The organism is Kitasatospora sp. NPDC007106, assembly GCF_040634455.1.
GTDB classification, from domain to species: domain Bacteria; phylum Actinomycetota; class Actinomycetes; order Streptomycetales; family Streptomycetaceae; genus Kitasatospora; species Kitasatospora arboriphila.
The window spans coordinates 1-20,926 of record NZ_JBEYFP010000060.1 but is presented as its reverse complement, the minus strand read 5'-3'; the positions used below and the strand labels follow the sequence as shown (position 1 = coordinate 20,926).

The window sequence follows — 20,926 nt, the reverse complement described above, 5'->3', positions numbered from 1 at the left end:
CGTCGTAGAGGCAGACGTTCCCCACGTAGCAGGTGGTCGACACGGCTGCCGCCGGCCCGGCTGAACCCCAAGTACCTCTTCGACACCTTCGTCATCGGCGCGAGCAACCGCTTCGCGCACGCGGCCGCGGTCGCCGTGGCCGAGGCACCCGCGAAGGCCTACAACCCGCTGTTCATCTACGGCGAGTCCGGCCTCGGCAAGACGCACCTGCTGCACGCCATCGGCCACTACTCGCGCAGCCTCTTCCCCGGCACGCGGGTGCGGTACGTGAGCTCCGAGGAGTTCACCAACGAGTTCATCAACTCGATCCGGGACGGCAAGGCGGACGCGTTCCGCAAGCGGTACCGGGACATGGACATCCTGCTGGTGGACGACGTCCAGTTCCTGGCGAGCAAGGAGTCCACGCAGGAGGAGTTCTTCCACACCTTCAACACCCTGCACAACGCCAACAAGCAGATCGTGCTGTCGTCCGACCGGCCGCCCAAGCAGCTGATCACGCTGGAGGACCGGCTGCGCAACCGCTTCGAGTGGGGGCTGATCACCGACGTCACCCCGCCGGAGCTGGAGACCCGGATCGCGATCCTGCGCAAGAAGGCGATCCAGGAGCAGCTGAACGCCCCGGCCGACGTGCTGGAGTTCATCGCCTCCCGGATCACCCGGAACATCCGCGAGCTGGAGGGCGCGCTGATCCGGGTCACGGCCTTCGCCAACCTCAACCGGGCCCCGGTCGACCTGGAGCTGGCCGGGATCGTCCTCAAGGACCTGATCCCGGGCGGCGACGAGGACGCCGGGCCGGAGATCACCGCGCAGGTGATCATGCAGCAGACGGCCGCCTACTTCGGCCTCGGCGTCGACGACCTCTGCGGATCCTCCCGCAGCCGGGTGCTGGTGACGGCGCGCCAGATCGCCATGTACCTCTGCCGCGAACTGACGGACCTTTCGCTGCCGAAGATCGGCGCGCAGTTCGGCGGGCGCGACCACACCACGGTGATGCACGCAGACCGGAAGATCCGCTCGCTGATGGCCGAGCGCCGGTCGATCTACAACCAGGTCACCGAGCTGACCAACCGCATCAAGAGCTGATCCCCCGAGTCGCCCCGCGGGGCGACAGCCGGGCGTTCCAGGGCCCCGTCGACGCACCGTCGGCGGGGCCCTCGCCGTCCCCGGGGCCGGCCCGGCACGGGCGCCGGACGGGGTCGTACGGCAGGTGTGGACGCCGCCGCGCCGGGGCAGCATCCACCGGACGGCGCGAGGGGCGGGAAATGCGCCGAATGGAACGCGCGTCCAGAAATTCGAACGGGGCGGCCGCGGGGCGCTGCAATCCACAGGACGGCCGGGTTTTCCCCCGTCCACAGGGGCCGGGGCGCCGAGTTATCCAGAATTCGTCCACAGGGGCATCCGGGCTACGCTCTTCCCTGCAGGTCAGGTGGCTGTGGACTTGTGCACAACGGTTATCCACAGGGTGTGGAAAGTTGACGCTCCGCCAGTCGGCCGATCAGGTTGTCCACCGGTTGTCCCCAGGGAGTCGACGGTTTTCCCCAGGTTCTCCACAGCTGTATCCACAGTTCGACAACTCGGCGCAGATGTTCACCCCCAGGTGTGAAAGGCGTCACGTGATGTTGCTCGACACCCGTGGATAACCGGGGCATCATCTGGGGACAGTCCTGGGGATAACCTGTGGATACTCAGCGTGCCCTGTGGGTAACTCTCGGTTGTCCACAGCGGGGCCCGGTTGTCCACAGCGGCCGTCCACAGCGACTGTGGACAAAATATCGGCCCTGACCTGTGGAAACAGGGTTATCCACGGTTTCCACAGGCCCTACTACTACCACTACACATAGAGACCCCTGAGCTTGATCAACAGGGGGGCGGGCCAAAATCTGTGGACAACGCGATCCCGACACCTGTTCGGGTTGCTTCCGCCCATCTGCTCCGTCTGTCGGTGGAGTACGTCAGACTGTCCTCGGCAACTGGAAGCCGCGCGGTTGCGCCGGGCGGCCCAGTGCACCGAGACGATCGAGCGCGCAGCGCACAGCAGTGAGCCAGGAGGCGGTTACCGGTGAAGTTCCGGGTGGAGCGTGATGTCCTCGCGGAGGCGGTGGCCTGGGCTGCTCGCAGCCTCCCGGCGCGGCCGCCGGTGCCGGTGCTGGCCGGCCTGCTGCTGACGGCCCAGGAGGGCTCCCTGGCCCTCTCCGGCTTCGACTACGAGGTCTCGGCCAGGGTCGAGCTGGAGGCGGACGTCGAGGAGGCCGGCACCGTCCTGGTCTCCGGCCGCCTGCTCAACGACATCTCCCGCAACCTGCCGAACCGGCCGGTGGAGATCTCCACCGACGGCATGCGGGTCAGCGTGGTCTGCGGCAGCTCCCGGTTCACCCTGCCGACCCTCCCGGTCGACGAGTACCCGGCCCTGCCGGCGATGCCGACCGCCACCGGCACGGTCTCCGGCGACGTCTTCGCCTCCGCCGTCAGCCAGGCCGCCGTCGCCGCCGGGCGGGACGACACCCTCCCGGTGCTGACCGGCGTCCGGGTCGAGATCGAGGGCGACCGGATCACCCTGGCCGCCACCGACCGGTACCGCTTCGCCGTCCGCGAGCTGCTGTGGAAGCCCGAGCAGCCGGACATCAGCGCGGTCGCCCTGGTGCCCGCCAAGACCCTGCAGGACATCGCCAAGTCCCTCGGCAGCGGCGACACGGTCTCCATCGCGCTCGCCTCCGGCGGTGCGGGCGAGGGCCTGATCGGCTTCGAGGGCGCCGGCCGCCGCACCACCACCCGGCTGCTGGAGGGGGAGTTCCCGAAGTTCCGCAGCCTGTTCCCGACGGAGTTCTCGGCCGTCGCCGCGATCCAGACCCAGCCGTTCCTGGAGGCGCTCAAGCGCGTCTCCCTGGTGGCCGAGCGCAACACCCCGGTCCGGCTCAGCTTCGAGCAGGGCGTGCTGACGCTGGAGGCCGGCTCCGGCGACGACGCGCAGGCCACCGAGCGGATCGACGCCGACCTCGAGGGCGACGACATCTCGATCGCGTTCAACCCGGGCTACCTGGAGGAGGGCCTCAAGGCCATCGACTCCGCCTTCGCCCAGCTGAGCTTCACCACGCCGACCAAGCCGGCGCTGCTCAGCGGCAAGCCCGCGGTGGACTCCGAGGCGGACGAGGCGTACCAGTACCTGATCATGCCGGTCCGGCTCTCCGGCTGACCGCTGCGCCCGCCGTCCACAGGCGGGCGCACCCGGTCCACACCCTGTGGACGACGAGGCCTCGCCCGGTCGGCTGCGACCGGCGGGGCCTCGCCCCTGGGCGGCGTAGGCTCAGGGCAGCGCGGCAACGGCGCCGCCGTCTCGGCACGAAACCACAGTGAAGGACTTGTCATGGAGCTCGGCCTCATCGGTCTCGGCAAGATGGGCGGCAACATGCGCGAGCGCATCCGCCGCGCCGGCCACACCGTCATCGGCTTCGACCGGAACCCGGACCTCGCGGACGTCGACAGCCTCCAGGAGCTCATCGAGAAGCTGCACGGCCCGCGCGTGGTGTGGGTGATGGTGCCGGCCGGCGGTCCGACCCAGGAGACGGTGGAGCAGCTCGCGGAGCTCCTCGCGCCCGGTGACGTGGTGGTCGACGGCGGCAACTCCCGCTGGACGGACGACGTCAAGCACGCCGAGCTGCTGGCCGCCAAGGGCATCGGCTTCGTCGACTGCGGCGTCTCCGGCGGTGTCTGGGGCCTGGAGAACGGCTACGCGCTCATGTACGGCGGCGACGCCGAGCACGTCGAGCGGGTCAAGCCGATCTTCGACGCGCTGAAGCCCGAGGGCGACTTCGGCTCGGTGCACGCGGGCAAGGCCGGCGCCGGCCACTTCGCGAAGATGGTCCACAACGGCATCGAGTACGCGATGATGCAGGCCTTCGCCGAGGGCTGGGAGCTGCTGGAGGCGGCCCCCGAGGTCACCGACGTGCGCGAGGTCTTCCGCTCCTGGCAGGAGGGCACGGTCATCCGCTCCTGGCTGCTGGACCTGGCCGTCCGGGCGCTGGACGACGACGAGCACCTCGCCAAGCTCAAGGGCTGGGCGGCGGACTCCGGCGAGGGCCGCTGGACGGTCGAGGCCGCGATCGACCACGCGGTGCCGCTGCCGGCGATCACCGCCTCGCTGTTCGCCCGCTTCGCCTCGCGGCAGGATGACTCGCCGCAGATGAAGATGATCGCCGCCCTGCGCAACCAGTTCGGCGGCCACGCGGTCGAGTCGAAGTAGTCCACGGAAGGCGGGCGCAGTCCACCACCATGCATGTCGCGCATCTGTCGCTCGCCGACTTCCGTTCCTACGCCCGGGTCGAGGTGCCCCTCGACCCGGGCGTCACCGCGTTCGTGGGGCCCAACGGCCAGGGCAAGACCAACCTCGTCGAGGCGGTCGGCTACGTGGCGACGCTCGGCAGCCACCGGGTGGCCACCGACGCCCCGTTGATCCGGCTGGGGGCCGAGCGGGCGGTCGTCCGCTGCTCGATCGTGCGCGAGCAGCGGCCCACCCTGGTCGAACTGGAGATCACCCCGGGCAAGGCCAACCGGGCGCGGATCAACCGCTCGGACAACGTCCGGCCGCGCGACGTGCTGGGGCTGCTGCGGACGGTGCTGTTCGCCCCCGAGGACCTCGCCCTGGTGAAGGGCGACCCGGGGGAGCGGCGACGCTTCCTGGACGAGCTGCTGACCGCACGCGCCCCCCGGCTCGCCGGGGTTCGGCAGGACTACGAGCGGGTGCTGAAGCAGCGCAACGCCCTGCTGAAGACGGCGGCGATGGCCCGCCGGGCGGGCGGCGGCAAGGGCGCGGACCTCTCCACCCTGGAGGTCTGGGACGGCCACCTGGCCCGGGCCGGCGCGGAGCTGACCGCCTTCCGGCTGCAACTGGTCGGTGCGCTGCAGCCGCTGGTCGCCCAGGCGTACCGGCAGCTCGCGCCGGGCGGCGGCGAGACGGTGCTGGAGTACCGCAGCTCCTTCGAGGGGGCGCTGCCCACCAGCCGGGAGCAGGCGGAGGAGCAGTTGCTCGCCGCGCTGCAGGAGATGCGCAAGCAGGAGGTCGACCGGGGGCTGACCCTGGTCGGTCCGCACCGGGACGAGCTGGTGCTGCGGCTCGGCCCGCTGCCGGCCAAGGGGTACGCCAGCCACGGCGAGTCCTGGTCGTTCGCGCTGGCGCTGCGGCTGGCCTCGTACGAGTTGTTGAAGGCGGACGGCGGCGAGCCGGTGCTGATCCTGGACGACGTCTTCGCCGAGCTGGACGCGCGGCGCCGCGACCGGCTGGCGGAGCTGGTGGCCGGCGGCGAGCAGGTGCTGGTGACCGCGGCCGTCCCGGAGGACGTCCCGAAGGCCCTGACCGGCGCGCGCTACGCCGTCTCCGAGGGCACGGTGGCCCGGCTCGACCCCTAGTTCCGGGCCCTCCCGGGCGTGCGGGCGGGCCCGCGCGCGTCCTCGTAGGCGGGCCGGTGCGTACCCTGGAAGGCTCAGTGTTGCCGCGACGAGGGAGAGCCGCGCATGGGCGAGACGCCGCCGCAGGGGGCCGGGCAGGCCGATCCGTCCGGGGTCGACCTGGCCCGGGTGGCGCTGCGGGCGGCCAAGGAGCAGGCGCGCCGGCGCGGCGAGCAGGTCCGGGAGAAGCGCGAGGCCAAGCGGCACGGGCTGCGCAGCGGGGCGCGGGCGGACGGCCGCGATCCGGTTCCGCTGGGGGCCGCGCTGAACCGTCTGATCACGGAGCGGGGTTGGGAGGCGCCGGCGGCGGTCGGCGGGGTGATGGGCCGCTGGCCGCAGATCGTCGGACCGGACATCGCGGCGCACTGTGTGCCCAAGCAGTTCGAGGAGGCCGCGGCGGTGCTCACCGTGCAGTGCGACTCCACCGCATGGGCCACCCAACTGCGGCTTCTGGCGCGCCAGTTGGTGGCTCGCTTGAACCACGAGCTGGGGCACGGCACGGTACGGGTGATCAAGGTTCTGGGGCCGGACGCCCCCAAGCGCGGCTACGGCCGGCTGCGTGCGCCGGGCAGCCGCGGGCCGGGCGACACCTGGGGCTGACGGCATCACCCGGAGTGAACGGATCCGGAACGGCTGGCGGCCCGTCCAGGGGCCCTGAGCCCCCCTGGCGAGTATCGGGACATGTGCGGAGGGGATTCAGGGCGGCACATCTGCCCTCAGGGGCTGCCAAACGCCCGTCTCTGTCAGTCGTACCGGTAGACTGAAGAGCAAACGCTGTTGCTCGCAGCAACCGAGTCGAAACGCCGTGGTCGCAGACCCGCCCGACGAAGGGGCGGGGTGCGGCCCGCGCTGTGCCAGAGAGGGCGCTTCGTGGCCGATTCCGGCAATCCCAGCCAGACCAATGAATCCATCGACCCCGCGACCGGGAAGTCCTACGACGCCAACGCCATCCAGGTGCTGGAGGGTCTGGACGCCGTCCGCAAGCGCCCGGGCATGTACATCGGCTCGACCGGTGAGCGCGGCCTGCACCACCTCGTCTACGAGGTCGTGGACAACTCCGTCGACGAGGCACTGGCCGGGCACGCGGACACCATCGGCGTGACGATCCTGGCCGACGGTGCCGTCCGGGTCGTCGACAACGGCCGCGGCATCCCCGTCGGCATCGTGCCGGGGCAGGAGAAGCCCGCCGTCGAGGTCGTCCTCACCGTGCTGCACGCGGGCGGCAAGTTCGGCGGCGGCGGCTACGCCGTCTCCGGCGGTCTGCACGGCGTCGGCGTCTCGGTCGTCAACGCGCTGTCGACGCGTCTGGCGGTCGAGATCCACACCGACGGCCACCGCTGGACCCAGGACTACAAGATGGGTGCGCCGACCGCGCCGCTCGACCGGCACGAGGCCACCGAGCGCACCGGCACCAGCGTCACGTTCTGGGCCGACGGCGACATCTTCGAGACCACCGTCTACTCCTTCGAGACGCTCTCCCGCCGCTTCCAGGAGATGGCCTTCCTCAACAAGGGCCTGACCATCTCGCTGACCGACGAGCGCCCCGAGCACTCCGACGACGAGGGCAACCCGCTCTCCGTCACCTACCGCTACGACGGCGGCATCGCCGACTTCGTCGCGCACCTCAACTCCCGCAAGGGCGAGGTCGTCCACCCCTCGGTCATCTCCTTCGAGGCCGAGGACAAGGACCGGACGATCTCCGTCGAGGTCGCCATGCAGTGGAACGCCTCGTACAGCGAGGGCGTGTACTCCTTCGCCAACACCATCCACACCCACGGCGGCGGCACCCACGAGGAGGGCTTCCGCGCCGCGCTGACCGGTCTGATGAACCGGTACGCCCGCGACAAGAAGCTGCTCCGCGAGAAGGACGACAACCTCTCCGGCGAGGACATCCGCGAGGGTCTGACCGCGATCATCTCGGTCAAGCTCGGCGAGCCGCAGTTCGAGGGCCAGACCAAGGACAAGCTCGGCAACACCGAGGCCAAGACCTTCGTGCAGAAGGTCGTCAACGAGCACCTCGCCGACTGGCTGGACCGCAACCCCAACGAGGCCGCGGACATCATCCGCAAGTCCATCCAGGCCGCCAGCGCCCGGGTCGCCGCCCGCAAGGCCCGCGACCTGACGCGCCGCAAGGGCCTGCTGGAGACCGCCTCGCTGCCGGGCAAGCTCTCCGACTGCCAGTCCAAGGACGCGGCGGAGTGCGAGATCTTCATCGTCGAGGGCGACTCGGCCGGCGGCTCGGCCAAGCAGGGCCGCGACCCCCGCACCCAGGCGATCCTCCCGATCCGCGGCAAGATCCTCAACGTCGAGAAGGCGCGGATCGACAAGGTGCTGCAGAACACCGAGGTCCAGGCGCTGATCTCGGCCTTCGGCTGCGGCATCCAGGAGGACTACGACGCCGAGAAGCTGCGGTACCACAAGATCGTCCTGATGGCCGACGCCGACGTCGACGGCCAGCACATCCGCACCCTGCTGCTCACCCTGCTGTTCCGCTTCATGCGGCCGCTGGTCGAGGCCGGGTACGTGTACCTGGCGATGCCCCCGCTGTACAAGATCAAGTGGGGCAAGGACGACTTCGAGTACGCCTACTCCGACCGCGAGCGCGACGCCGTGATCGCGGCCGGCGTCGAGGCCGGCCGCCGCCTGCCCAAGGACGACGCCATCCAGCGCTTCAAGGGTCTCGGCGAGATGAACGCCGAGGAGCTGCGGATCACCACCATGGACCCGGCGCACCGCCTGCTGCTGCAGGTGACCCTGGAGGACGCCGCCCGGGCCGACGACCTGTTCTCCGTCCTGATGGGCGAGGACGTCGAGGCCCGCCGCTCCTTCATCCAGCGCAACGCCAAGGACGTCCGCTTCCTGGACGTGTGATCCCCACCGGGATCCCACGGACCAGTCACGCGTGAAAGGAAACTGACCACCAGTGGTCGACGACAACCGTCCGGACGGCGACGAGACTCCGGAGAACACCGAGGCCCAGGGCACCCTGCGGATCGAGCCGATCGAGCTCGAGACGGAGATGCAGCGCTCGTACCTCGACTACGCGATGAGCGTCATCGTGAGCCGGGCCCTGCCCGAGGTCCGCGACGGCCTCAAGCCGGTGCACCGGCGCGTGCTCTACGCGATGTACGACGGCGGCTACCGCCCCGAGAAGGGCTACTACAAGTGCGCCCGCGTCGTCGGCGACGTCATGGGCAACTACCACCCGCACGGCGACTCGTCGATCTACGACACCCTGGTGCGCCTCGCCCAGACGTGGTCGATGCGGATGCCGCTGGTCGACGGCAACGGCAACTTCGGCTCCCCGGGCAACGACCCGGCCGCGGCGATGCGCTACACCGAGTGCAAGATGATGCCGCTGGCCATGGAGATGATGCGCGACATCGACGAGGAGACCGTCGACTTCGCCTCCAACTACGACGGCCGCTCGCAGGAGCCGACCGTCCTGCCCTCGCGCATCCCCAACCTGCTGATCAACGGTGCCACCGGCATCGCGGTCGGCATGGCCACCAACATCCCGCCGCACAACCTCCGCGAGGTCGCCTCCGGTGCCCTGTGGGCCCTGGAGCACCCCGAGGCCTCCAACGAGGAGCTGCTGGAGGCCCTGATCGAGCGGATCAAGGGCCCCGACTTCCCGACCGGCGCGCTGATCGTCGGCCGCCGCGGCATCGAGGACGCGTACCGCACCGGCCGCGGCTCGATCACCATGCGCGCGGTCGTCGAGGTCGAGGAGATCCAGGGCCGCCAGTGCCTGGTCATCACCGAGCTGCCCTACCAGGTCAACCCGGACAACCTCGCGCTGAAGATCGCCGACCTGGTCAAGGACGGCAAGATCGCCGGCATCGCGGACGTCCGCGACGAGTCCTCCTCGCGCACCGGCCAGCGCCTGGTCATCGTGCTCAAGCGGGACGCGGTCGCCAAGGTCGTGCTCAACAACCTGTACAAGCACACCGACCTGCAGACCAACTTCGGCGCCAACATGCTCGCCCTGGTCGACGGCGTGCCGCGCACCCTCTCGCTGGACGCCTTCATCCGGCACTGGGTCGCCCACCAGATCGAGGTCATCGTCCGCCGGACGACCTTCCGGCTGCGCAAGGCCGAGGAGCGCGCCCACATCCTGCGCGCGCTGCTCAAGGCCCTCGACCAGATCGACGCGGTCATCGCCCTCATCCGGGCCTCGGAGAGCGCCGACGCCGCCCGCACCGGCCTGATGGGCCTGCTCCAGATCGACGAGCTCCAGGCCAACGCCATCCTCGAGATGCAGCTGCGCCGCCTCGCCGCCCTGGAGAGCGCCCGCATCCTCAGCGAGCACGACGAGCTGCAGGCGAAGATCAACGAGTACAACCAGATCCTCGCCTCCCCCGTCCGCCAGCGCGGGATCGTCTCCGAGGAGCTCACCGCGATCGTCGAGAAGTACGGCGACGAGCGGCGCTCCACCCTCATCCCCTCCGACGGCGACCTCTCCATCGAGGACCTCATCGCCGAGGAGGACATCGTCGTCACCATCACCCGCGGCGGCTACGTCAAGCGCACCCGCTCCGACCTCTACCGCTCGCAGAAGCGCGGCGGCAAGGGCGTCCGCGGCGCCCAGCTGAAGCAGGACGACATCGTCGACCACTTCTTCGTGACGACGACCCACAACTGGATCCTGTTCTTCACCAACAAGGGCCGGGTCTACCGGGCCAAGGGCTACGAGCTGCCGGACGCCGGCCGCGACGCCCGCGGCCAGCACGTCGCCAACCTGCTCGCCTTCCAGCCCGAGGAGCACATCGCCCAGGTCATGGCGGTGCGCACCTACGAGGACAAGCCGTACCTGGTCCTCGCCACCCGGGCCGGCCTGGTCAAGAAGTCCGCGCTGAAGGACTACGACTCCCCCCGTTCCGGCGGCCTGATCGCGATCAACCTGCGCCAGGACGACGAGGGCCGGGACGACGAGCTGATCGGCGCCGAGCTGGTCTCCGCCGACGACGACCTGCTGCTGATCTCCCGCAAGGCCCAGTCGATCCGGTTCACCGCGACGGACGAGGCGCTGCGCCCGATGAGCCGCGCCACCTCCGGCGTGAAGGGCATGGCCTTCCGCGAGGACGACGAACTCCTCTCGATGAACGTGATCCGGCCGGGTACCTTCGTGTTCACGGCCACCGACGGCGGCTACGCCAAGCGCACGTCGGTCGACGAGTACCGTGTCCAGGGACGCGGAGGCTTCGGCATCAAGGCGGCGAAGATCGTCGAGGGCCGGGGCTCGCTGGTCGGGGCCCTGGTCGTCGAGGAGACCGACGAGATCATGGCCATCACCCTCTCGGGCGGCGTGATCCGGACGAGGGTTTCCGAGGTCCGTGAAACCGGACGTGACACCATGGGCGTCCAACTGATCAACCTCGGAAAGCGCGACGCGGTCGTGGGCATGGCCCGCAACGCGGAGGCGGAGGACGAGGACACCGCGGAGGGCGAGGCCGACGAGGCCCAGGCCGCCGCGGACACGACGACGGCGGACGGCACGGCCGACCAGGCCTGACCGCACGTCCGGGCGGCCGGCGCAGCCCTCCCCGAGGGGCGCGCCGGCCGCCGACCGGCGCCGGCCCACCTGGCCGGGGCCGGCCGACAGACGATGACCGGGCGGCGGCGGCCTCCCGGGAAGGAACGGCGGGAGGACCAGGGTGAGTGGAGCCACGGGCGGAGCGGGAGGTGCCGCGGGCGGAGCTCCGGGTGCCGCGCAGGGCGGAACGCCCTACAGCGGCGTACCGCAGCCTCCGGCCGAGCACCCGGCCGCTTCCACCTCGCTGATGCCCCCCGTCGCCTCCGCCGGCCAGCCCGGCTCCGGCGGCACCGGCGGCGGCTTCGCCGCGGGCGGCGGCACTCCGCCGGCCCCCAGCGCCCCGCCCTCGTCGGGCGGCTACTCGCAGCCGACCACGTACTCCAAGGGCCAGCCCACGCCGGCCCGCGGAACCCGCGTCCCCGGCGCGGCGGCGCAGTCCGCCCCGGCCGCGCGCCGGCCCTCCGGCAGCCCCGGCTCCGCCGCCGGTGCCGGTGCCGGCGGCCGCGTCCGCAAGGCCCGGCTGCGGGTGATCAAGGCCGACCCGTGGTCGGTCATGAAGGTCAGCTTCCTGCTGTCGCTGGCCGTCGGCGTGGTCATCATCGTGGCCTCCGCCGTGCTGTGGATCGTCCTCAACGCGCTCGGCGTCTTCGACTCGCTGACCAGCACGCTCAAGGACGTCACCGGCTCGGACACCTCCGGCGGCTTCGACCTCATGGAGTACATCGGCTTCGGCCGGGTGATGGTCTTCACCACGCTGATCGCCATCATCGACGTCGTGCTGATGACCGCGCTCGCCACCCTCTCGGCGTTCATCTACAACACCGCGGCCGGCTTCACCGGCGGTGTCGAGCTGACCCTCGCCGAGGAGGACTGACCACCACCCCCAGATCACTGACATCGGGTCAGTTCCCGGGAACAACGCGGGCCCCGACGGCTGTTGCAGCTGTCGGGGCCCGCTGGCATCCGGGTGACAGCGCCACCGCCCCGGCGTGCCGGACGGCCCCGCGGCCCCGGGCGGCGGTTGGCTGTGGCGGTGCCGGGGGCGCCCGGACTGTCCGGTATGGCTGCTCGGAGGTGTCTGATGGCCGAGGTCGCGACGGAGCTGGTCGGTGCGGTGGAGTCACTGCTCGGTGCCCGGATCCCGGTGCGCCTGACGGCCTGGGACGGCAGCACCGCCGGCCCGCCCGGCGCCCCCGGACTCGTCCTGCGCAACCGGCGCGCCCTGCGCCGCCTGCTCTGGCATCCGGGTGAGCTCGGCCTCGCCCGCGCCTACGTCTCCGGGGACATCGACACCGCCCCGGACACCGACCTCTACGAGGTGCTCTCCGCCGTCGGCCGGTTCTCCGAGCGCACCGACGTGCACCGGCCAGGCCTCGCCGACGTCCTGTCGCGCCCCGGGCGGCGCGCCCTGCGCACCGCCCTCGTGACGGGCGCCGTGGGCCCGCAGCCCGCTCCCCCGCCGGAGGAGGTCCCCAAGGGCCACGGGCGCGCCCACAGCCGCCGCCGGGACCGCGAGGCCATCAGCCACCACTACGACGTCGGCAACGACTTCTACGGGCTCGTCCTCGGCCCCAGCATGGTCTACTCGTGCGCGTACTGGACGCCCGGGGCGAAGAGCCTGGAGGCCGCCCAGGAGGCCAAGCTCGACCTGATCTGCCGCAAGCTGGGGCTGCGGCCCGGCCTGCGGCTGCTCGACGTGGGCTGCGGCTGGGGCTCCCTGCTGCTGCACGCCGCCCGGCACTACGGCGTCAGCGCGGTGGGCGTCTCCATCTCCGCCGAGCAGGTGGAGTACGCGCGCCGCCGGGTCGCCGACGCCGGTCTCGCGGACCGGATCGAGGTCCGGCTGCAGGACTACCGGGAGATCCCCGACGGCCCCTTCGACGCGATCTCCAGCGTCGGCATGGCCGAGCACGTCGGCGCCGTCCAGTACCTCGGATACGCCCGCGGCCTGTACGGGCTGCTCACCCCCGGCGGCCGGCTGCTCAACCACCAGATCTCCCGCCGCCCCGACCGCCCCGGCGAGCCCTACGTCCCCAGCCCCTTCATCAACCGGTACGTCTTCCCCGACGGCGAGCTCGCGCCGGTGGGCAGCACCGTCTCCCTCCTGGAGGAGGCCGGCTTCGAGGTCCGGGACGTCGAGTCGCTGCGCGAGCACTACGCACTGACCCTGCGCGAGTGGGTGGCCAACCTGGAGGCGCACTGGCAGACGGCGGCCCAGCTGGCCGGCCGCGGCCGTGCCCGGGTGTGGCGGCTGTACATGGCCGCCTCGGCCGTCGCCTTCGAGGAGAACCGCATCGGCATCAACCAGGTGCTCGCCGTCCGCACCACCGAGGCCGGCGCCAGCGGCCTCCCCGCCACCCGTGAGCAGTGGCTCGCCGAGGCCCGCCACAGCTCCGACCGGCACCGATCGGAGCATCCGGCCGATACGGATTTGGGAGATCGGCCGTCGGTCCGCTAATCTTTCAGTGCGGCAAGGGGCTATAGCTCAGACGGTTAGAGCGCTTCCCTGATAAGGAAGAGGCCACAGGTTCAAGTCCTGTTAGCCCCACCTGCCAGAAGGGCCCGGATGACTCGTCATCCGGGCCCTTCTGTTTGCCCGTTACGCCACCACGCCACGCCGACGGCGAATCAGCCCGACCGGGCCGGAGAACGGCTGTGCCGTGCCCACCCCACAGGCAGAGGGGCGGGCCGGTTCGCGGAGGGCCTGCCAACGGCCGCCTCACATCATGGACGGGCGGGCTCCTCACCTTGCCGCCCGAGCCGACGGTGGACCGGCGTGACGCAGCGCGCTCACCGCTCGTTGGACCGGGTGCGCGGAGGCACCTCGGGGTTGGGCGACTCGAAACCGCTGTGAAGTCGGGGATCGCCGGGCGACGGAACCGGTCATTGGATCCGTGGACGTGATGCGACCTCCGCTCCTGCCGGCGGAAGACCATGCCCCCGGCCCGGGGTGACGGGGCGGTCCACCATCCACTCCGTTTCCGGAGGCGTATCCGTGTCCGGGAAGCTGCCCTGCTCGAATCCCCGGCTCTCCGCCGCAGCACATGCGACCGGGTCGAGGCGCTCGACCGCGTGAAGGCGCTCGTCCTGCTGCCCGACGGGCTGCACATCACGACCCGGATGGTCGCCGACTGTTTCGAGGTCGGCGAGCGTGCGATCAACGCGGTTGTCCACAGGCATCGGGCCGAGCTTGTGGACAACGGCCTGAAGGTCGTCCGCAGGAATGCAAAAGCCCAGGTCACGCCCGGCTGCAAGTTGCAGCCTAACTCGAATGGGGGATGGCGCGCGGAGCTCTATCCGCGCCGGGCGGTGCTCGACGTGGCCATGCTGCTGCGCGACAGCCACGTCGCCCGGCAGGTGCGGTCGCACCTGCTCGACGTCGAGGAGGCGGCCGCCGTGCCGATCGGCCGTGATGCCTTCCTCACCGCCGCCGAGCAGTGGATCCTGGCCGGCGAGGTCGGCGACCGGCTCGCGGTCTGCGAGCGGATGGTGCTCGCCGACCGCGCCGTGGTGCGGGCGATGAGCGCCCGGCTCTGCGAGGTCGCCCACGACCTGCGCGAGCTCCGTGAGGACGTCGCCGAGCTCCGCCGCGGCCTCGGTCGGCTCGGTGCCGTTCGGCCACGCAGGTGGAGCTTCGGCCGCTGACCGGGTGATCCACGTCCCTGGACCTTTCGTTCCGGGCCCGCCAGGCTGGTGCCGACGGACAAGGGCCCGGGACGGGAGGCGGTCGGTGTGGCGATCTTCTGGGCGATGAGCCTGCCCGGGCTGGTGTGTGCCCTGGTGGCCCTGGCCGCGGTGGACCAGCTGGCCCTGCGCGCACGCCGGGCCGGACGGCTGCCGTGGCGCGGTGCCGGCCGGGAGGGCCAGGTCTCCGCCACCGGGTTCGAGCAGCTGCACGCCCAGTTCGCCGCGGGCAAGCAGCACGAGCTGAAGCAGCGCGGCACCACGCTGATGCTCCGCGACGAGGAGGGCGACGGGGCCCCGCCCCGCGGCGGCGTCGACCTGCAGCGCGGCACCGCGGTGCTGTCCGCCCGTTCGGGCGCCGACGGCCGCCGCTAGGAGCCGTCGCGTCAATCGGGCACGGGGAGAGCGGCGTTGGACGCGGTGGCGGGCCGCTCGGAAGCGGGTTACCGGTGTGTATCATCGGCCGCAGGGCGGTCTGTCGGCCCGACCGCCCTTGATGCTCGTACATCCGATCTGCAAGAAGGACGAGGTCCCGCGGTGAAGAAGCTTCTCCTGGTCGCCCTGGTCGCCCTCGGCGGCTTCTTTGTCTACCGTCAGGTCCAGGCGGACCGCGCCGAGCAGGACCTGTGGACCGAGGCCACCGACCCGGTCCCGGCCGGTCGCTGAGACCCTGGACGATCTTCGTCGGTCCCGGTCCGGCCTGCCCGGCCGGGGCCGCTGTCGGCGGCCCGCTCAAGATTTCCGTCGGGAGCGGGTACGCTAGTGCGCAGTGCACGGCTCTTCGCGCACTGTTGCTGGGGCTTTAGCTCAGTTGGTAGAGCGCTGTCTTTGCATGGCAGATGTCAGGAGTTCGAATCTCCTAAGCTCCACACACGGATCGGCCGCTGACCTGGAATCAGGTCGGCGGCCGATCGTCGTTCCCGGGGCCGGATCCCCGGTGTCAGTCCGGTGTCTCGTCAGTGCGGCTTGCGCGGGTCGTGCGGCTTGGGCCGGTCGGCGTCCGGTCGGTTCGGCGGCGGCGGGGTGGGCTTCGGAGTGGTGTCGCCGCCCTGCTGCTGGTCGTGCGGGACGGAGCCGTTGACCGGGGCGTCCGCAGCCGTGGTGCCGGTGTCGGCGGGCCGGTCGGCGGTGTGGGTGCCGGTGCCGTTGTGCGCGCCCGCCGGGGGCTCGACCAGCCACTCGGGGTTGTTCTGCTTGCGCCACCACTGCCAGGCGCAGACGCCGGCGCCGATCGCGACGACGCCGCCGACCGCGAGGCCGGTCGCCCAGCCGCTGCGGTTCTCCTTCTTGATGTTCTTGGCGGCCAGCTCGCTGATCTCGGAGGCGGTCACGTGGCCCTGCAGCGCGGTGAGCGCCGCGGCGCCGCGGACCTGGGCCTCCTGGGCGACCGGGACCACGGTGGCCCTGGCGCCGCTGTACGCGTCGGTGACCTTGGGGCCGAGGGTGGCCTTGGCCTGCCCGGCGGCCTTCGTTGCGTTGATCTTGGCGGCCAGCGCCGCCTCCTGGGCGCGGTGGACGGCCTTCAGGGTGCTCTGCTGCGCGCCCGGGGGCAGCGAGAGGAAGGCTTGCTCCAACTGCGGAGCGACGTGCTTGGCGTACTGAACGCGGGCCGCCTGCGCGGCCTGGGTGGCGCTGCTGCGGGCCTGTGCACCGGCCGCCGCGGCCTTCGGCCCGAGCGCCTCGACGGCCGGGCCGAACCGCTGCCTGGCCTCGTCCGCGTAGTGGAGCGCGGCGTCCTTGGCAGTGGCGGCGTAAGCGGCGGCGGCTTCCTTGTTCCAGCCGGCGTTCTCGCGCGCTGAGTCCAGACGGGTCACGGGCTTCTCCTCTTCGGTGGCGTCCGGTATGCACATTTCCACCTCTTTCGAGATCATGCATCCCGTTACGGCGGGGGGCACGCCGGGCTGGGCCGTCCGCGGGGCCCGTGGGATGATTCCGGTGCCGAGTGACCGGAGCGACCCGGGGTGACACCCGGAACGAAGGAGGACGGTCGTGGCCCACGTGCGCACGGCGACCCTGAGGACGGACCAGGGCGACATCGTGGTCGACCTCTTCCCCTTCCACGCCCCGCGGACGGTGGCGAACTTCGTCGAGCTGGCGGAGGGCACCCGCGAGTGGGTGGACCCGGAGTCCGGCGAGAAGGTGGCGAGGCCGCTCTACGACGGCACCGTCTTCCACCGGGTGATCGACGGCTTCATGATCCAGGGCGGCGACCCGCTGGGCGCCGGCACCGGCGGCCCCGGCTACGCGTTCGCTGACGAGTTCCACCCGGAGCTGGCGTTCACCAAGCCGTTCCTGCTCGCCATGGCCAACGCCGGCCCGGGCACCAACGGCTCGCAGTTCTTCATCACGGTCGCGCCGGCCACCCGGCTGACCCGCAAGCACACGATCTTCGGCGAGGTCACCGACCCGGCGGCCCGGGAGGTCGTGAAGAGGATCGCCGCCGTGGCGACCGACGGCGACGACCGCCCGCTGCGGCCCGTGGTGATCGAGTCGGTGGAGATCACCCGGCGCTGAGCCGCCGGCAGTAGCCTGGACGGTCCTGGTGGTGCCCGCGCAGGGCGGCCGCCGGGACCTGTCACGAGGAGGGAATCCCGGATGCTTCCGGACGAGCCCGTACGTCCGCAGCCGGAGGGGCCGGCGCCGCTGCCGGGCTGCTACCAGCACCCCGAGCGGGAGACCGGGGTGGGGTGCTCCCGCTGCGGCCGGCCGATCTGTCCGGACTGCATGGTGAGCGCCTCGGTCGGGTTCCACTGCCCCGAGTGCGTGCGCGGCGAGGCCGCGGAGCGGCGGCCGGCCAGGACCCTCTTCGGCGGGCTCCCGGTGACGGACGGCGCGCTGGTCACCAAGGCGCTGATCGCGGTCAACGCGCTGGTCTTCCTGGTGACGGAGTACCTCAGCCCGGAGTGGGGCGTCCGGCTGGCGATGCTCAGCGGAACGCACGCCGGGGCTTTCCCGGTGCGCTTCGGCGTCGCCGAGGGGCCCGGGGAGTGGTACAGGCTGGCCACCGCGGTCTTCGTGCACGCCGGGCCGTTCCACATCCTGATGAACATGGTCTCGCTCTGGGTGCTCGGTCCCCAGCTGGAGCGGGTGCTGGGACGGGTGCGCTACCTGGCGCTGTACCTGCTGTCCGGCCTGGCGGGGAACGCCTTCGCGTACGTGGTGACCGGGGGCAACGTCTACTCGGTGGGTGCGTCCGGGGCGATCTTCGGGCTGCTGGGCGCCACGGCGGTGCTGTTCCGGGTGACCCGGACGCCGCTCGGGCCGGTGATCGCCCTGCTGGTGTTCAACCTGGTGATCACCTTCTCGGTGTCGGCGATCGACTGGCGGGCGCACGTCGGCGGGCTGATCGCCGGCGCGGTCACCGGCGCGGGGCTGATGTACGCGCCGCGGGCCCGCCGGAACCTCGTCCAGGGGCTGACGGTGGCCGGCGTGCTGGCCGTGGTGGTGCTGATGGTCGTGGTGGAGACGGCCCGCCTGGGGGCCTGAGGACGGCCGTGGAACGGGTCGTTGTCCACAGCGCACGGCGGGTTGTGCACAGCTCGTTCCACCACCGCTGTTCACTCGCCGGGTCTACGCGCGTCCCCCTTGGTGAATTCATGGTTCCGCGGAATGCGGGCCGTGGCCCGGCAGGGAAACGCGAACAGGTTATCCACAGGCCGGGGCGAGTTTTCCCCAGTGTGGATAACCGTGTGGATAAACGTACGATCGCCTGGACGGCGGGCAGCGAAACGCCGCCCCGGGCGGACCGGGGCGGCGACAGGCGGAACGGATGCGCCGCGCTGCTACTTCCACTGCGTCGAGACGCCGAATCCCGCCGCGATGAAGCCGAAACCGACCAGGATGTTCCAGTTGCCCCAGCTGCCGACCGGCCAGTCGCCGCTCGTCACGTAGTAGGTGACGATCCACACCAGACCGATGAGGAAGAACGCCAGCATCAGCGGGGCGACCCAGCCGCGGCCGGAGCTGATCTTCACGGCGGTGGTGGCCGGCGGCGTGTAGTCGGCCTTCTTCCGGACTCGGGACTTCGGCACGAGGGGCTCTCCTGTCGATGCGCTGTGACCGCGCGGTGTGCAGCGGAGCGCGGCGGCTGTGTGGGGCGGTCCGTAGCGGGAGACGTGCTCCGCACATGCCACCGGCGTCCGTTAGCGTAGTGGTTCGCCGGGTCTGAAGGAGATAAGGGTACGGTGCCTAATTCCATGATTCCCCCTTCTCCGGCAGTTCGCCGCCCCTCGCGCATCCGAATTGTCGGCCGTGCCCTGACCTGCACCGTTTTCGCGCTGGCCGGTCTGCTCTTCTACATCAGCGCCCGTACCGCCCAGGGCACCGACCTGCGCACCGACGACTCCCTGCTGCGGCTCAGCGACGTCATACAGCAGCGCAGCACCCAGAACCAGCAGATCCAGGCGCAGATCGGCGGCCTGCACGACCAGGTCGACCGGCTGGCCGGCGACCAGAGCCAGGACCCGGCCGACACCGCGCACCTGGACGCGCTGGAGCGGACGGCCGGACTGGAGCCGCTGCGCGGCCCCGGCCTCACCGTCACCCTCAACGACGCCCCGCCCAACGCCACCGCCCGCATCCCCGGCGTGCCCGACCCCGGCGTCAACGACCTGGTCATCCACCAGCAGGACATCCAGGCCGTGGTCAACGCGCTCTGGCGGGGCGGCGCCGAGGGCATCCAGGTCATGGACCAGCGGTTGATCGCCACCAGCGCGGTGCGCTGCGTCGGCAACACCCTGCTGCTGCAGGGCCGGGTCTACTCCCCGCCGTACGTGATCCGGGCGGTCGGCAGGACGGACGCCCTGCGCTCGGCGGTGGACGCCGACCCGGCCATCAAGAACTACCTGCAGTACGTCGCCGCCTACGGGCTCGGCTGGAAGGTCCAGGAGAGCGGCGACCTCACCGTCCCGGGCTACCAGGGCTCGGTGGATCTCTCGGCCCAGGCCGCTCGTTAGGGGGTGCGGAAGGCGACGGACGGCGTGCCCCGGCGGTACGGCGTCTAATCTGGTCCCCGACCCCAATCCGAGGAGCTCGATGTACGGCTGGCTCTGGCGCCACCTGCCGGGGAACACCCCGGTCCGCGCGATCATCTCGCTGTTGCTCGTCCTCGGGGCGGTCTACGTCCTGTTCAGGTACGTCTTCCCGTGGGCCGAACCGCTGCTGCCCTTCGGCGACGTCACGGTGGAGAGCGGCACCGGCTGACCGGCCGCCGTTCCCCCGTCCCTTGCCCGATCCGCACCCCGGACCCACCCCAGGAGAAGCACGCATGAGCTCCGCAGGCTCGCCCCGGATCCTCGTGGTCGACAACTACGACAGCTTCGTCTTCAACCTCGTCCAGTACCTGTACCAGCTGGGCGCCACCTGCGAGGTGGTGCGCAACGACGAGGTGACCGTTGAGCACGCCGTGCGCCGCGCCGGGGACGGGGGCTTCGACGGGGTGCTGCTCTCCCCGGGTCCCGGCACCCCGGAGGAGGCCGGCGTCTGCGTCGAGATGGTGCACCACTGCGCCTCGACCGGCCTGCCGGTGTTCGGCGTCTGCCTCGGCCTGCAGTCGATCGCCGTGGCCTACGGCGCCGTGGTGGGCCGCGCGCCCGAGCTGCTGCACGGCAAGACCTCGCTGGTGGAGCACGAGGACGGCGGCGTCTTCGAGGGCCTGCCCTCGCCGATGACCGCGACCCGCTACCACTCGCTGGCGGTCGAGCCCGGCACCGTGCCGGACGACCTGGTGGTGACCGCACGGACGGAGAGCGGCGTGATCATGGGCCTGCGCCACCGCGAGCTGCCCGTCGAGGGCGTCCAGTTCCACCCCGAGTCGGTGCTCACCGAGGGCGGCCACCGGATGCTGGCCAACTGGCTCGCCGAATGCGGGTTCCCGGAGGCGGTCGGACGGTCCCGCGGGCTCGCCCCGGTCATCGGCCGGAGCTGACGCGGTGACCGCCGTACGCCCGGAGGGGGGCGGTCAGCCGGGTCGGGGGGCCGACGACTGGGGCGTCTACGAGTCCGCCGACCCGCCGCAGCCGTTCCCGCAGCAGGCTCCGCAGCAGACCTCGCAGCAGCCGGGGTCCCACCGTGACGCGGCGCCGGGCGGGCAGGCCGAACCGCAGTTCGGCGGCCCGCAGTTCGACGACCGGACGATGCAGCTGCGGACGGTGCCCGAGGCGGCCGTGTCCGCGGCGCCTGCGGCGCCTGCGGTGCCCACCGTCCCCGGGGGCCGCGCCGAGCGTCGCCGAGCGGCGAGCGGGCTGGGCGCCCCCGGCACCGGCCGGC

Annotated in this window: 19 protein-coding genes, 2 tRNA genes and 1 pseudogene; 20 read left to right on the top strand and 2 right to left on the bottom strand. The window is 71.5% G+C overall.

Annotated features, from left to right (window positions below; all coding sequences use genetic code 11):
• The 14 genes from dnaA to ABZ641_RS09115 form a co-directional block, all read left to right on the top strand.
• Window positions 1-1,083 (top strand): chromosomal replication initiator protein DnaA (dnaA, locus tag ABZ641_RS09180; protein ID WP_359980324.1); only part of this gene is annotated, 1,083 nt, incomplete at its 5' end.
• 976 nt (window positions 1,084-2,059) lie between these two features.
• Window positions 2,060-3,190 carry a DNA polymerase III subunit beta gene (dnaN, locus tag ABZ641_RS09175; RefSeq protein WP_359980321.1) on the top strand — a complete coding sequence of 377 codons (1,131 nt, stop codon included), beginning with the start codon at window positions 2,060-2,062 and terminating at the stop codon, window positions 3,188-3,190.
• 171 nt (window positions 3,191-3,361) lie between these two features.
• Window positions 3,362-4,237: a phosphogluconate dehydrogenase (NAD(+)-dependent, decarboxylating) gene (gene gnd, locus ABZ641_RS09170; RefSeq protein ID WP_359980319.1), complete on the top strand. Its 876-nt coding sequence runs from the start codon at window positions 3,362-3,364 to the stop codon at window positions 4,235-4,237.
• A 29-nt stretch (window positions 4,238-4,266) separates the two neighbouring features.
• Window positions 4,267-5,400: a DNA replication/repair protein RecF gene (gene recF / locus ABZ641_RS09165; RefSeq protein ID WP_359980317.1), complete on the top strand. Its 1,134-nt coding sequence runs from the start codon at window positions 4,267-4,269 to the stop codon at window positions 5,398-5,400.
• A gap of 105 nt (window positions 5,401-5,505) precedes the next feature.
• Window positions 5,506-6,039 carry a DciA family protein gene (locus ABZ641_RS09160; protein WP_344623017.1) on the top strand — a complete coding sequence of 178 codons (534 nt, stop codon included), beginning with the start codon at window positions 5,506-5,508 and terminating at the stop codon, window positions 6,037-6,039.
• Window positions 6,040-6,309: 270 nt separating this feature from the next.
• Window positions 6,310-8,310, top strand: a complete 2,001-nt coding sequence (gyrB, locus tag ABZ641_RS09155) for a DNA topoisomerase (ATP-hydrolyzing) subunit B (RefSeq protein ID WP_344623018.1) — start codon at window positions 6,310-6,312, stop codon at window positions 8,308-8,310.
• 115 nt (window positions 8,311-8,425) lie between these two features.
• Window positions 8,426-10,954, top strand: a complete 2,529-nt coding sequence (gene gyrA, locus ABZ641_RS09150; protein WP_344623083.1) for a DNA gyrase subunit A — start codon at window positions 8,426-8,428, stop codon at window positions 10,952-10,954.
• 268 nt (window positions 10,955-11,222) lie between these two features.
• Entirely contained in the window at window positions 11,223-11,849 is a 627-nt protein-coding gene (locus tag ABZ641_RS09145) for a DUF3566 domain-containing protein (RefSeq protein ID WP_359980314.1), read from the top strand.
• Between the two features lie 207 nt (window positions 11,850-12,056).
• Window positions 12,057-13,433 (top strand): cyclopropane-fatty-acyl-phospholipid synthase family protein, encoded by a 1,377-nt coding sequence (locus tag ABZ641_RS09140; protein WP_359980311.1) that lies wholly within the window; start codon window positions 12,057-12,059, stop codon window positions 13,431-13,433.
• A gap of 16 nt (window positions 13,434-13,449) precedes the next feature.
• A tRNA-Ile gene (locus tag ABZ641_RS09135) sits at window positions 13,450-13,523 on the top strand.
• A gap of 524 nt (window positions 13,524-14,047) precedes the next feature.
• Entirely contained in the window at window positions 14,048-14,620 is a 573-nt protein-coding gene (locus ABZ641_RS09130) for a hypothetical protein (RefSeq protein ID WP_359980308.1), read from the top strand.
• Between the two features lie 105 nt (window positions 14,621-14,725).
• Entirely contained in the window at window positions 14,726-15,034 is a 309-nt protein-coding gene (locus tag ABZ641_RS09125; protein ID WP_359980327.1) for a DUF6191 domain-containing protein, read from the top strand.
• Window positions 15,035-15,196: 162 nt separating this feature from the next.
• Window positions 15,197-15,325, top strand: coding sequence for a DLW-39 family protein (locus ABZ641_RS09120; RefSeq protein WP_014137031.1), 129 nt, complete (start codon window positions 15,197-15,199; stop codon window positions 15,323-15,325).
• A 130-nt stretch (window positions 15,326-15,455) separates the two neighbouring features.
• Window positions 15,456-15,528, top strand: a tRNA-Ala gene (locus ABZ641_RS09115).
• 87 nt (window positions 15,529-15,615) lie between these two features.
• On the opposite strand, the gene ABZ641_RS09110 is transcribed toward ABZ641_RS09115, so the two are convergent.
• Entirely contained in the window at window positions 15,616-16,473 is an 858-nt protein-coding gene (locus ABZ641_RS09110; protein WP_359980305.1) for a DUF5324 family protein, read from the bottom strand.
• A gap of 175 nt (window positions 16,474-16,648) precedes the next feature.
• Between ABZ641_RS09110 and ABZ641_RS09105 the strand changes: the two genes are divergently transcribed.
• The gene (locus ABZ641_RS09105; RefSeq protein WP_359980302.1) at window positions 16,649-17,173 is read left to right on the top strand and encodes a peptidylprolyl isomerase; all 525 of its coding nucleotides are present in this window, start codon (window positions 16,649-16,651) and stop codon (window positions 17,171-17,173) included.
• An 81-nt stretch (window positions 17,174-17,254) separates the two neighbouring features.
• Entirely contained in the window at window positions 17,255-18,145 is an 891-nt protein-coding gene (locus tag ABZ641_RS09100) for a rhomboid family intramembrane serine protease (protein WP_359980299.1), read from the top strand.
• Window positions 18,146-18,441: 296 nt separating this feature from the next.
• Here ABZ641_RS09100 and crgA read toward each other — a convergent pair whose 3' ends face one another.
• On the bottom strand, window positions 18,442-18,690 hold the full coding sequence (gene crgA, locus ABZ641_RS09095) for a cell division protein CrgA (RefSeq protein ID WP_344623025.1): 249 nt from the start codon (window positions 18,688-18,690) through the stop codon (window positions 18,442-18,444).
• Window positions 18,691-18,855: 165 nt separating this feature from the next.
• Between crgA and ABZ641_RS09090 the strand changes: the two genes are divergently transcribed.
• The 4 genes and pseudogenes from ABZ641_RS09090 to ABZ641_RS09075 all read left to right on the top strand — a co-directional run.
• Window positions 18,856-19,614, top strand: coding sequence for a DUF881 domain-containing protein (locus tag ABZ641_RS09090; RefSeq protein WP_359980296.1), 759 nt, complete (start codon window positions 18,856-18,858; stop codon window positions 19,612-19,614).
• A gap of 79 nt (window positions 19,615-19,693) precedes the next feature.
• A complete protein-coding gene (locus tag ABZ641_RS09085) occupies window positions 19,694-19,861 on the top strand; it encodes a hypothetical protein (RefSeq protein WP_344623027.1) in 168 nt (55 codons plus the stop codon).
• A gap of 64 nt (window positions 19,862-19,925) precedes the next feature.
• On the top strand, window positions 19,926-20,585 hold the full coding sequence (locus ABZ641_RS09080; protein ID WP_344623028.1) for an aminodeoxychorismate/anthranilate synthase component II: 660 nt from the start codon (window positions 19,926-19,928) through the stop codon (window positions 20,583-20,585).
• Window positions 20,586-20,589: 4 nt separating this feature from the next.
• Window positions 20,590-20,926: pseudogene (locus ABZ641_RS09075) on the top strand (hypothetical protein); the annotation flags it as partial.